This window comes from Delftia sp., assembly GCF_059499305.1.
In genome coordinates this window covers 373,390-385,962 of sequence record NZ_JCABYI010000030.1, presented here as the reverse complement: position 1 = coordinate 385,962, position 12,573 = coordinate 373,390, and the positions used below count along the sequence as shown (strand labels likewise).

The following is a 12,573-nucleotide window of genomic DNA, read 5'->3' as shown; positions in this document are numbered from 1 at the left end:
ACCGCCCATGACAGCCAATCTGCGACTTCGCCTGCTGGTGCTGCTGGTGGTGCCGCTGACGCTGCTGGCGCTGATGGGCGGCTGGTTCGGCTACCGCTCGGCAGACGAGGCCTCCACCCAGCATGACCAGCGCCTTTTGCGCCTGCTTCCCGCGCTGGCCGACTCCGTGCTGGCACCGTCGATTGCCGAGGGAACGCCGCCGCTGGTCGCGCTGACGCCCGCCATCGAGGAAGTCTTGCGCCAGCGCGGCAACGACGTCGGATATGCCGTGGGCGACCTGCAGGGCCATGTCGTTGCCGGCGACACCTGGATCCGCTTCGATGTGCCTTCCACGCCGCTGGCCGAGTTCCACAGCCAGGAGCATGACGGCCTGACCTACCGCGTGGCCGTCATGCGCGCCGAAACCTATGGCGCCGGTGAAATGGTGCTCGTGCTGGCCGACGGTGGCGACGTACGCCAGCAATGGGTGCGCCAGTTGCTGCTGCATGTGCTGCTGCCCAGCGTTCTGCTGATCGCGGGCGCTGGCATTGCCATCTACTGGTCGGTCAGCCGGGCCTTCCGGCCGCTGCTGACCCTGACCCAGGCTGTGGAGCGGCGCTCGCCGCGCGACCTCAGTCCCATCTCTGAGCACAGCTCGCCGGCCGAGGTCCGCCCGCTGGTGCGCTCGCTCAACCGATTGTTTGCACTGGTCAACGCCCAGGCCGAAGGCCAGCGGCGCTTTGTGGCCGATGCCGCCCATCAATTGCGCACGCCTCTGGCGGCCTTGCAAGCCCAGGTCGAGGCCTGGGCGCTGAGCGCGCAGGCTGCCCAGGCCGAAGCGAGGCGCAAGGGCACCGAGGCCCAGGTGGTGCTCAGCGTGACGCAGATCGAGCAATTGCGCGACGCCACGCGGCGCACCTCGCAGCTGGCACGCCAGTTGCTGGCGCTGTCACGTGCCGACGCCCGCAATGCCGAAGTCCAGCCGCTGCAGCAGGTGGACCTCAAGGACCTGTGCGAAAGCATGCTGGAAATGTTCTTCGACCAGGCCAGCGCCAAAGGGCTGGACTTCGGCCTTGACGTTGCTCCGGCCAGTGTCTGGGGTCACAGCTGGCTGCTGCGCGAACTGGTGTCCAATCTCGTGGACAACGCCATCAAGTACACGCCGCCCGGCGGCAGCGTCACGCTGCGCTGCGGCATGTACCATGGCGCGGGGCAGTCCGCGGATGAGCCGCCAGGGTGGGCCTTCCTGGAGATCGAGGACGATGGCCCCGGCGTGCCCGAGGCCGAGCGCTCGCAGATCACGCAGCGCTTTTACCGCGCCCAGGGTGCGTCCGGCGATGGAACGGGGCTGGGATTGGCGATTGCCGATGAAATCGCCCTGTTGCACCAGGGCACTCTGGCCTTTGGCGCCGGCGCGCAGGGCAAGGGCCTGCTGGTACGCTTGGAGCTTCCATTGCAAATGCCGGCCGTGCTCTCGGAAACAGTAGCAGCGCAGCCAACAGGGACGCGATCCTGACGGTTGCGCTCATGGGGACAGCTTTGTGCGGAGTTGCCGCCGAGGGCTGTGAGAGAATTACTTACAAATAGTTGATCTGCTTATGTCCGAGTCTGAAGTCCTGTCGCCTTTATCCGCTCCTGGCGCTGATGTCGTTTCCGACGAAGCCGCCTCCGCTTCCGCCCCCACGCCTGCGCGCAAACGCCCCAAACCCGGGGAGCGGCGCGAGCAGATCCTGCAGGCGCTTGCGGCCATGCTGGAAAAGCCCGGCGCAGAACGCATCACCACGGCAGCGCTGGCCGCTCACCTGGGCGTCAGCGAGGCGGCCCTGTACCGCCACTTCGCCAGCAAGGCACAGATGTTCGAAGGCCTGATCGAGTTCATCGAGCAATCCGTCTTCACGCTGGTGCAGCAGATCGTCGGGCGGGATGTGCCGGAGGAAGAGCGGCCCGCAGTGGATGGCATGCGCCAGGCCAGCCGCGTGATCTCGCTGGTGCTGCAGTTCGGCGAGCGCAACCCCGGCATGGTGCGCGTCATGGTGGGCGATGCCATCGTCTTCGAGCACGAGCGTCTGCAGGCCCGCATGAACCAGTTCTTCGACCGCATCGAATCCACGCTGCGCCAGTGCCTGCGCCCCGCCGCCGGTGCCCTGGGCTCCTCCGCCCCGACGGTCGATGCACAGGTGGCCGCCAGCGTGCTGACGTCGTTCGCGCTGGGCCGCCTGCAGCGCTACGCGCGCTCGGGTTTCCGCCGCCTGCCGACCGAGCATCTGGAAGCCAGCCTGGCCTTGATGGTCTGAACATGGCCCAGCGGACCCCAGGGTCCGCTCTGCAGCAAAGCCACCCGCTTGTGCCGGTGGCTTTTTTCATGGGCACGCGGTGGAGGGGGCTTCGGGTTGCTAGGTGTTTTCCCCCGCATGTCTTCGCCGCGACAAGCTTTCCATGCAAAATAGCACGAACGTTCGTTTTAACAAGAATTTCGCATGTCCAGCGTTTCCGCCCCACGCCGCACCGCCCGCTCTCCGGCCAACTCCAATGCCGATCCCAAGGCCGGCTCTTCCGTGCACGAAGCGGCTGCGCCCGCGCCGCGCCGCGCGCTGCACAAGGGTCAGCAGACCAAGGCCACCATTGTGGAGGCTGCCCTGAACCTGGCCACGCACATCGGGCTTGAGGGCCTGTCCATAGGCGCTCTGGCCGAGCTGACGGGCATGAGCAAGTCGGGCGTGTTCGCGCATTTTGGCTCGCGCGAGGAGCTGCAGATTTCCGTGGTGCATGAGTACCACGACCGTTTCGAGCAGGAAGTGTTCTTTCCCGCGCTTCAGGCGCCGCGCGGCGTGGCGCGTCTGCGGGCGCTGTTCGACAACTGGATGAAGCGCACTTCGATCGAGCTGGACTCGGGCTGCATCTATATCAGCGGCGCCGTGGAGTTCGATGACCGCACGGGGCCGGTGCGCGATGCGCTGACGGCCTCGGTCCAGACCTGGCACGCAGCCATGCGCCGCACCATCGTGCAGTGCCGCGAATGCGGCGACCTGCGTGCCGACCTGGACGAGAACCAGCTGCTGTTCGAGATCCACGGCCTGATCCTGGCCCTGCATTACGAGGCGCGCTTCCTGCGCAACGAAGGCTCCATGCAGCGCGCCATCGACGGCTTCGAGAGCATTCTGGCGCGCTACGCCAGCCCGACCTGATTTTTCAGTTTCACCGTTTTCACCGCATCCACTGCAAACCCCGCCAACACAGGAGAAGACAAATGCCCAGCTACAACCCGCCCCTGCGCGACATGCAATTCCTCATGCACGAGGTGTTCAAGGTCACGGATGACTACCGGCAGATGACGGCGCATGCCGAGGTCGATGCCGACACCATCAACGCCGTGCTGGAAGAGGCGGGCAAGTTCGCGGCCAATGTGACGTTTCCGCTGAACATCAGCGGCGATGCCGAGGGCTGCGTGCTGAACAAGGAAACCCACGAGGTCACCACGCCCAAGGGCTTCAAGGAGGCCTACCAGAAGTACGTGGAAGGCGGCTGGCCTTCGCTGTCCTGCGACACGGCCTATGGCGGCCAGGGCCTGCCCTTTGCGGTGAACTCGGCGCTGTACGAGATGCTCAACAGCGCCAACCAGGCCTGGACCATGTACCCCGGGCTGTCGCACGGCGCCTACGAGGCCCTGCATGTGCATGGCACGGAAGAGCAAAAGAAGCTGTACCTGCCCAAGCTGACCAGCGGCGAGTGGACCGGCACCATGTGCCTGACCGAGCCCCATTGCGGCACCGACCTGGGACTGCTGCGCACCAAGGCCGAGCCCGTGGCCGGCGCGCCCGAGGGCACCTACAAAATCACCGGCAACAAGATCTTCATCAGCGCTGGCGAGCACGACTTCACCGACAACATCGTCCACCTGGTGCTGGCCCGCCTGCCCGATGCGCCCCCGGGCTCCAAGGGCATCAGCCTGTTCGTGGTGCCCAAGTTCGTGGTCAAGGCCGATGGCTCGCTGGGCGAGCGCAACCCCATCTTCTGCGGTGCGCTGGAGCACAAGATGGGCATCCATGGCAATGCCACGGCTCAGATCAATATCGACGGCGCCATCGGCACCCTGGTGGGCCAGCCGAACAAGGGTCTGCAGGCCATGTTCGTGATGATGAATGCCGCCCGCCTGGGCGTGGGCAACCAGTCGCTGGGCCTGACCGAGGTGGCCTACCAGAATGCCCTGGCCTATGCCAAGGACCGCCTGCAGATGCGCAGCCTGTCGGGCACCAAGGCCAAGGACAAGCCGGCCGACCCCATCATCGTCCACCCCGACGTGCGCCGCATGCTGCTGACGGCCAAGGCCTATGCCGAAGGCGGCCGCGCGCTGGTGACCTACTGCGCCTTCCTGATCGACAAGGAGTTCAACCACCCAGACGAAAAGGTGCGCAAGGACAGCGCCGAGCTGGTGGCGCTGCTGACCCCCATCGTCAAGGCCTTCATCACCGACAACGGCTGGACGGCCACCACCATGAGCCAGCAGGTCTATGGCGGCCATGGCTTCATCACCGAATGGGGCATGGAGCAGTTCGTGCGCGATGCGCGCATCAACATGATCTATGAAGGCACGAACGGCATCCAGGCGCTGGACCTGCTGGGCCGCAAGGTGCTGGGCAACCAGGGCGCATCGCTCAAGAAGTTCGGCAAGCTGGTGGCGCAACTGGTGGAGGAAGAGGGCGTCAACGAGAAGATGGCCGAGTTCATCAATCCCATCGCCTACCTGGGCGACCAGATGACCAAGTTCACCACCGAGATCGGCTTCAAGGGCATGCAAAACCCCGACGAGGTGGGTGCCGCCTCTGTGGACTACCTGCGTGTGGCGGGCCACCTGGTGTTCGGCTACTTCTTCGCCCGCATGGCCCAGGTGGCGCTGCGTGAAATCGCCAAGGGCAACACCGACCCGTTCTACCAGGCCAAGCTGCAGACCGCGCGTTTCTACTTCGCCAAGCTGTTCCCCGAGACCGCGACGCTGATGCGCACGGCCCGCGCGGGCAGCAAGTCCCTGATGGACACGGACGCAGCGCTGGCCTGAACGGCTTCACTCCAACATGGGAGCACGGGCTGTGCGCATCAGCGTGGTCTGTGCGCCTTTCTAGGCGAAAGGGGTTTGAAATGAAGGCATATCAAGCACTGGCAGCAATGGTGCTGGGCCTCACGGCCGTCGCGGCGCAGGCGCAGATGACGCCCGTGGGCCTGTGGAAGAGCGTGGACGACAAGAGCGGCGAAGCCAAGTCCGAGATCCGCGTGGCCGAGAACGACGGCGTGGTCACGGGCCGCATCGAGCAGATCCTGCGCAAGGGCGCCGATCCGGCCGCCACCTGCACCGAGTGCTCTGACGACCGCAAGGGCCAGCCGCTCAAGGGGCTGGAGATCATCCGCGGCGCCAAGAAGGCCGAGGGCAAGGACGTCTGGGAAGGCGGCAAGATCCTCGACCCCGAAAACGGCAAGACCTACACCCTGCGCCTGACGCCCATCGAGGGCGGCGCCAAGCTCGAGGTGCGCGGCTCCATCGGCCCCTTTGGCCGCACCCAGACCTGGGTGCGCGTGCAGTAAACCATTCCGGAAGGCGGCCGCAGCGGCCACCTCCCTCCCACTTGTGGAACATCCATGTCCCGATTCAATGTGAAGAAAGTCGCCGTGCTCGGCGCTGGCGTGATGGGTGCGCAGATCGCGGCCCATCTGGTCAATGTCAAGGTGCCCGTGGTGCTGTTCGACCTGCCTGCCAAGGAAGGCCCGAAAAGCGGCATCGCCGAGCGCGCCATCGCCAACCTCAAGAAGCTCAAGCCTTCGCCCATCGGCGTGGCCGAGGACGCGGACCTGATCCAGCCCGCCAACTACGAGGAGCACCTCAAGCTGCTCAAGGGCTGCGACCTGATCATCGAGGCCATTGCCGAGCGCATGGACTGGAAGCTCGACCTGTACACCAAGATCGCGCCCCATGTGGCCAAGCACGCCATCGTGGCGTCCAACACCTCGGGCCTGTCCATCACCAAGCTGTCCGAGGCGCTGCCTGACGCGATCAAGCCGCGCTTTTGCGGCATCCACTTCTTCAACCCGCCGCGCTACATGCCGCTGGTGGAGCTGATCGCCACGCCGACCACGCAGCCCGTGGTGCTGGACCAGCTCGAAGCCTTTGTCACCAGCGGCCTGGGCAAGGGCGTGGTGCGCGCCAAGGACACGCCCAACTTCATCGCCAACCGCATCGGCATCGCCGGCATGCTGGCCACGATGAAAGAGGTCGAGAACTTCGGCCTGACCTTCGACGTGGTCGATGACCTCACCGGCAAGAAGCTGGGCCGCGCATCCAGCGGCACCTTCCGCACGGCCGACGTGGTGGGCCTGGACACCATGGCCCATGTGATCAAGACGCTGCAGGACAACCTCAGCGCCGAGACCGATCCCTTCTACGCCAGCTTCGGCACGCCGCCCGTGCTGGCCAAGCTGATCGAGTTGGGCAACCTGGGCCAGAAGGCGAAGAAGGGCTTCTACAAGAAGGTCGGCCGCGACATCCTGCAGTTCGAGCTGGACAGCGAGGACTACGTGCCCGCAGGCGGCAAGGCCGACGAGGTCTATGGCCGCATGCTCAAGAAGCCCGCTGCCGAGCGCCTGAAGCTGCTGCGCAATGCCGAGGGGGCGCAGGGCCGCTTCCTGTGGGCCATCCTGCGCAACAGCTTCCACTACGCGGCCATCCACCTGGAGAGCATTGCCGAGTCCGCCCGCGACGTGGACCAGGCCATGCGCTGGGGCTTCGGCATGAAGCAGGGCCCGTTCGAGCTGTGGCAGGAAGCCGGCTGGCTGGAAGTGGCGAAGATGGTCCAGGAGGACATCGATGCCGGCAAGGCATTGAGCAAGGCGCCCCTGCCCAAGTGGGTCTTCGAAGGCCCGGTGGCCGAGGCCGGCGGCGTGCACACGGCGCAGGGCTCGTGGAGCCCCGCACTGGGCCAGTTCGTGCCCCGCCGCGTGCTGCCCGTCTACGAGCGCCAGATCTTCCCCGAGAAGCTGCTGGGCGAAGACAGCCTGCCCGACTGGAAGACGGCAGGTACCACGATCGCCGAATCCAAGGCGCTGCGCACCTGGACGCTGGACGGCCAGATTCTGATCGCCAGCATCAAGAACAAGATGCACGCCATCAGCCCCGAAGTCATGGAAGCGCTGATGGAGGCCGTGGACGTGGCCGAGACCGACTTCCAGGGCATGGTCATCTGGTCGGGCGATGCGCCGTTCAGCGTGGGCGCCGACCTGGAAGCCACCATGCCGGCCTTCGTGATCGGCGGCGCCGACGCCATCGAAAGCGTGGAGCAGGAGCTGCAAAACCTCATGCTGCGCATCCGCTACGCCCAGGTGCCCGTGGTTGCGGCCATCCATGGCATGGCGCTGGGCGGCGGCTGCGAGCTGGCCGTCTACAGCGCGCGCCGCGTGGCGCACATGGAAAGCTACATCGGCCTGGTGGAAGTCGGCGTGGGCCTGGTGCCCGGCGCGGGCGGCCTGACCTATATCGCGCGCCGCGCGGCAGAGAACGCCGCCACCAGCACGGGCAAGGACCTGCTGCCCTTCCTGACCGAAGGCTTCACGGCCGCGGCCATGGCCAAGGTGGGCACCAGCGCCATCGAGTCGCGCAAGCTGGGCTACCTGCTGGACAGCGACCTCATCGTGCCGCACAAGGACGAGCTGCTCTTCGTCGCCATCAACGAGGCCAAGTCCATGGCCGCAGGCGGCTGGCGCGCGCCGCTGCCGCGCAGCTTCCCCGTGGCGGGACGCAGCGGCGTGGCCACCATCAAGGGCTCGCTGGTCAACATGCGTGACGGCGGCTTCATCAGCGAGTTCGACCAGCATGTGGCCAGCCTGATCGCCAACGTGGTCTGCGGCGGCGACGTGGATGCGGGCACCCTGGTGGACGAGGCCTATCTGATGAAGCTCGAACGCAAGGCGTTCTGCCACCTGATCGGCCATCCGAAGACCCATGAACGCATTCTCGGAATGCTGAACACCGGCAAGCCCGTCCGGAATTGATATGTCCCCCCTGAGTCGCTTCGCGCCTTCCCCCCCAGGGGGACGACAGCCTCGCGGCGGGGCGGCCCTTGCTCGCTGTCCCTGGTCTGGAGCACGCCAGTTGTCTGGGGCGCGCCCTTTTCGGGGGCTGCGGGGGTGATGAATAACTGAGATCGAGGAGCAATCTCCATGAAACAAATCCAAGACGCCTACATCGTCGCCGCCACGCGCACGCCCATCGGCAAGTCGCACAAGGGCTTTTTCCGCAACTACCGTCCCGACGACCTGCTGGCGACCACGCTGAAGGCCGCGCTGGCCCAGGTGCCGGGGCTGGACCCGGCTGCCATCGAGGACATCATCTGCGGCTGCGCCATCCCCGAGGCCCAGCAGGGCCTGAACGTGGCGCGCATCAGCGCCGTGCTGGCGGGCCTGCCCACCAGCGTGGGCGGCATCACCGTGAACCGCTTCTGCGCCTCGGGCCTGTCGGCCGTGGCCATGGCGGCGGACCGCATCCGCGTGGGCGAGGCCGACGTGATGATCGCGGCCGGCGTCGAGAGCATGAGCATGGTGCCCATGATGGGCAACGCGCCCTCGCTGTCGCCGTCCATCTTCGAGCGCGATGGCGACGTGGGCATTGCCTATGGCATGGGCCTGACGGCCGAGAAGGTGGCCCAGCAGTGGAAGGTCTCGCGCGATGCGCAGGACGCCTTTGCGCTGGAGTCGCACCGCCGTGCCCTGGCCGCGCAGCAGGCCGGCGAGTTCAAGGACGAGATCACGCCCATCGAGGTCGCCGACCGGGGCCTGGACCTGGCCAAGGGCGAACCCGTGGTGCGCACGCGCACCGTGGAGCTGGACGAGGGCGCGCGCCCCGACACCAGCCTGGAAGGCCTGGGCAAGCTGCGCACCGTGTTCGCGGCGCGCGGCTCGGTGACGGCCGGCAACAGCTCGCAGACCAGCGATGGCGCAGGCGCGCTGATCCTGGCCAGCGGCGCCGCCGTGCAGCGCTTCGGCCTCACGCCGCTGGCGCGCTTCGTGAGCTATGCCAGCAAGGGCGTGCCGCCGGCCATCATGGGCATCGGCCCCATCGAAGCCATCCCGGCCGCGCTGCGCTATGCGGGCCTCAAGCAGGACGACATCGACTGGTTCGAGCTCAACGAAGCCTTTGCCGCCCAGTCGCTGGCCGTGGTCAACACGCTGGGTCTGGACCCCGCCAAGGTCAACCCCATGGGCGGCGCGATTGCCCTGGGCCACCCGCTGGGTGCCACGGGCGCCATCCGCTCGGCCACCGTGGTGCATGCGCTGCGCCGCAAGCAATTGCGCTACGGCATGGTGACGATGTGCGTCGGAATGGGCCAGGGCGCCGCCGGCATCTTCGAGCGGGTCTGACCGTTGCTCAAGGCCCCGTTCGCGGGGCTTTGTCTTTTTCGCTCATCCCATTTTTTCCCATCCATGCGAGCCGGCACAGAAACGGCACCGACCAGGAGACAGCCATGGAACAACACCAACTCAGCAGCGATGGCGCCACGCTGGCGCTGCGCGTCTACACGCCCGCTGGCCCGCCGCGCGCCAGCGTGGTCATCGGCGGGGCCATGGGGGTGCGCCAGGCCTTCTACGAGGCCTTTGCCACCTGGCTTGCGGGCCAGGGCTATCGGGTGACCAGCTTTGACTACCGGGGCCATGGCGATTCCCTGCAAGGCTCTTTGCGCCAGGTGCGTGCCGACCTGTGCGACTGGGCGCGCGACTACGAGGCGGTCATCGCCCATGCCAAGGCGCAGCTGCCGGACCAGCCGCTGTTCCTGATCGGCCACAGCCTGGGCGCCCAGCTGCCGGGCCTGCTGCGCTCCCCGCAGCTGGTGGACGGCCTTTTGAGCATTGCGGCCGGCAGCGGCTACTGGCGCGACAACGCGCCCCGCCTCAAGCGCATGGTTCCCTATTTCTGGCATGTGCTGGTGCCCGTGGCCACGCGCCTGTGCGGCTACTTTCCGGGCCGGCGCCTGCGCAAGGTGGGCGACCTGCCGGCCGGCGTCATGCTGCAGTGGCGCCGCTGGTGCCTGAATCCGCGCTACAGCGTGGGTGCCGAGGGCGAGGCCGCCGCGCGCAGCTACGCCGCCGTGCGCTTTCCGGTGATGGCGCTGTCCATGAGCGACGACGAACTCATGACCTGGCGCGGCACCGAGCACCTGTTCGCGCTCTACGCCAATGCCCCCAGCCGCATCGAGCGCATCGAACCCAAGGCCCTGCAGTTGCGGCGCATAGGGCATTTCGGTTTCTTCCGCGCCGATATGCGCGACGCGCTCTGGGGCCGGGCCGTGGACGTGTTCTCGGGCTGGACCAAGGCGCCGGCCGCCGCGGCCCACCCGCGCTTTCCCTCACCCGCAGAGTCGCCGGCTTGACGGACGCGGGCGCCGCTTGCCATCACACTCGTTTGCCATGAGCACAGACATCCATCCTCTCGACCAGGCCGTGGCGCTCACGCCCACCGGCGCCGTGGGCCACTACCAGGGCCAGACCACGCAGGACTACTGGAACATGGTGGGCCCGTACGGCGGCATCACCGCCGCCGCGCTGGTGCAGGCCATCCAGCAGCATCCGCTGTGCCTGGGCGATCCGCTGTCCATCACCGTCAACTACGCGGCCGCGCTGGGCGCGGGGCGCTTCGACATCGAGGCCCGCCCCGTTCGCACCAACCGCTCCACCCAGCACTGGCTGCTGACCATCACCCAGCCCGACCAGGATGGCGATGCCCAGGTCGTCACCACGGCCACGGCCGTCACGGCCGTGCGGCGCAGCACCTGGGGCGGCACCGACCTGGCCATGCCCGAGGTGCCGTCGCCCGCCGCCGTGCCGCGCGTGCCGCCGCTGGGCGGCGTGGAATGGCTCAACCGCTACGACATGCGCTTTCTCGACGGCATCATTCCCCAGACCTGGGATGGCCGCGAGACCGACAGCCTCACTCGCCTGTGGGTGCGCGACGAGCCGCCGCGCGCACTGGATTTTTGCGCGCTGGCCGGCCTGGCTGACGTATTCTTCCCGCGCGTGTGGCTGCGCCGCGCACAGCGCACCCCGGCGGGCACGGTGTCCATCACCGTCTACTTCCATGCGGGGCGCGAGGAACTGGCCGCCGCAGGCACGGGCCACCTGCTGGCCCAGGCGCGCGGCCAGGAATTTCGCAACGGCTTCTTCGACCAGAGCGCCCAGCTGTGGAGCGAGGCCGGCGTGATGCTGGCGAGCAGCCACCAGATCGTGTATTTCAAGGAATAAGCAAGGCAAGACCATCATGAGCGAAACCACCCAGGACATCCTCGTGCACACCGAAGCCGGTGTCTGCACCATCACCTTCAACCGCGCAGACAAGAAGAACTCCATCACCGAGGCCATGTACGCCAGCATGGCCGATGCGCTGGCCCAGGCCGGCGAAGACGCCGCCGTGCGCTGCGTGGTCTTCCAGGGCGACATGGCCATCTTCAGCGCGGGCAACGACATTGCCGACTTCCTCAAGCAGTCGGCCGGCGGCGCCGCCAGGCCGGAGGGCGAGCAGCGCCCCGTCTGGCGCTTCCTGCACAACATCGCCGCCTTTCCCAAGCCCGTGATCGCCGCCGTCTGCGGCCCGGCCGTGGGCATCGGCACCACCTTGCTGCTGCACTGCGACCTGGTCTATGCGGGCGACAACGCGGCCTTCTCGCTGCCCTTCGTGAACCTGGGCCTGTGCCCCGAAGCGGCCTCCAGCCTGCTGCTGCCCCAGATGCTCGGCTACCACCGCGCGGCCGAGGCCCTGCTGCTGGGCGAGCCCTTCCTGGCCGAAGCCGCCCTGGAAGTGGGCCTGGTCAACCGCGTCGTGCCGCCCAGCGAATGCAATGCGCTGGCCCAGGCCCAGGCCAGGAAGCTGGCCGCCAAGCCGCTGTCGGCCCTGATCGAGACCAAGCGCCTCATGAAGGCCGGCCAGTCCGGCCTGGTGCGCGAGCGCATGGCCGAGGAGGGAACGAGCTTCGGCAAGCTGATGGGCGGGCCTGCTGCCAAGGAGGCGTTCACCGCGTTCATGGAGAAGCGCAAGCCGGACTTCAGCCAGTGCTGAAATCCACGAAGGCCTCCGGGGCCTCCGAGACGCCCGTGCAGTTCGAGCCCGAGTTCATCGCCGGGCTGCGCGAAGTGTTCGAGCGCCAGATCGCCTTCAACCAGGTGCTGGGCCTGCGCATCACCGAAGTGCTGCCCGAGCGGGTTGAAGGCCGCATCACCATGCGGCCCGAGCTCATAGGCCACGCGGCCTACCAGCGCATCCACGGCGGCGTGATCAGCGCCGGCCTGGACTCCATGGGGGGCCTGGCCGTCATGGCGGCCATCGGCGCCAAGCACATGGACGACGCACCGCTGCAGCGCCTGCACCGCTTCTCGCGCCTGGGCACCATCGACCTGCGCGTGGACTACCTGCGCCCCGGCATCGGCAGCGAATTCATCCTGCGCGCCGAGGTGCTGCGGCTGGGCTCGCGCGTGGCCAACACGCGCATGGAATTCCTGGGGGCCGATGGCAGCTTGCTGTCCACGGGGACGGCGGCGTACATCGTTTCTTGAAGCATGGCCCGCTGACTG

Annotated in this window: 11 protein-coding genes; all 11 read left to right on the top strand. The window is 67.3% G+C overall.

Annotation, left to right across the window (positions count from 1 at the left end; genetic code table 11):
- The first annotated feature begins 7 nt into the window (after positions 1-7).
- The 11 genes from AC5I49_RS18365 (at position 8) to AC5I49_RS18315 (ending at position 12,555) form a co-directional block, all read left to right on the top strand.
- Positions 8-1,495 carry an ATP-binding protein gene (locus tag AC5I49_RS18365; protein WP_016451814.1) on the top strand — a complete coding sequence of 496 codons (1,488 nt, stop codon included), beginning with the start codon at positions 8-10 and terminating at the stop codon, positions 1,493-1,495.
- Positions 1,496-1,577: 82 nt separating this feature from the next.
- Entirely contained in the window at positions 1,578-2,273 is a 696-nt protein-coding gene (gene slmA, locus AC5I49_RS18360) for a nucleoid occlusion factor SlmA (protein WP_012203254.1), read from the top strand.
- A 183-nt stretch (positions 2,274-2,456) separates the two neighbouring features.
- Positions 2,457-3,164 carry a TetR/AcrR family transcriptional regulator gene (locus AC5I49_RS18355; protein ID WP_047217715.1) on the top strand — a complete coding sequence of 236 codons (708 nt, stop codon included), beginning with the start codon at positions 2,457-2,459 and terminating at the stop codon, positions 3,162-3,164.
- Positions 3,165-3,226: 62 nt separating this feature from the next.
- Positions 3,227-5,032, top strand: a complete 1,806-nt coding sequence (locus tag AC5I49_RS18350; RefSeq protein ID WP_016446432.1) for an acyl-CoA dehydrogenase C-terminal domain-containing protein — start codon at positions 3,227-3,229, stop codon at positions 5,030-5,032.
- Between the two features lie 80 nt (positions 5,033-5,112).
- Positions 5,113-5,553, top strand: a complete 441-nt coding sequence (locus AC5I49_RS18345) for a DUF2147 domain-containing protein (RefSeq protein WP_016446431.1) — start codon at positions 5,113-5,115, stop codon at positions 5,551-5,553.
- Between the two features lie 54 nt (positions 5,554-5,607).
- Positions 5,608-8,010 (top strand): 3-hydroxyacyl-CoA dehydrogenase/enoyl-CoA hydratase family protein, encoded by a 2,403-nt coding sequence (locus AC5I49_RS18340; protein ID WP_392411650.1) that lies wholly within the window; start codon positions 5,608-5,610, stop codon positions 8,008-8,010.
- Between the two features lie 168 nt (positions 8,011-8,178).
- Complete coding sequence (locus AC5I49_RS18335; protein WP_203399983.1) at positions 8,179-9,375, top strand: acetyl-CoA C-acyltransferase; 1,197 nt, start codon at positions 8,179-8,181, stop codon at positions 9,373-9,375.
- A 104-nt stretch (positions 9,376-9,479) separates the two neighbouring features.
- Positions 9,480-10,382: an alpha/beta hydrolase family protein gene (locus AC5I49_RS18330; protein WP_016451807.1), complete on the top strand. Its 903-nt coding sequence runs from the start codon at positions 9,480-9,482 to the stop codon at positions 10,380-10,382.
- A 37-nt stretch (positions 10,383-10,419) separates the two neighbouring features.
- Complete coding sequence (locus tag AC5I49_RS18325) at positions 10,420-11,250, top strand: acyl-CoA thioesterase (protein ID WP_034365068.1); 831 nt, start codon at positions 10,420-10,422, stop codon at positions 11,248-11,250.
- 16 nt (positions 11,251-11,266) lie between these two features.
- Positions 11,267-12,061, top strand: a complete 795-nt coding sequence (locus tag AC5I49_RS18320; protein WP_016446426.1) for an enoyl-CoA hydratase — start codon at positions 11,267-11,269, stop codon at positions 12,059-12,061.
- The gene (locus AC5I49_RS18315) at positions 12,055-12,555 is read left to right on the top strand and encodes a thioesterase family protein (protein WP_495789699.1); all 501 of its coding nucleotides are present in this window, start codon (positions 12,055-12,057) and stop codon (positions 12,553-12,555) included. Before AC5I49_RS18320 ends, AC5I49_RS18315 begins: the two co-directional genes overlap by 7 nt.
- The last annotated feature ends 18 nt before the right edge of the window (positions 12,556-12,573 follow it).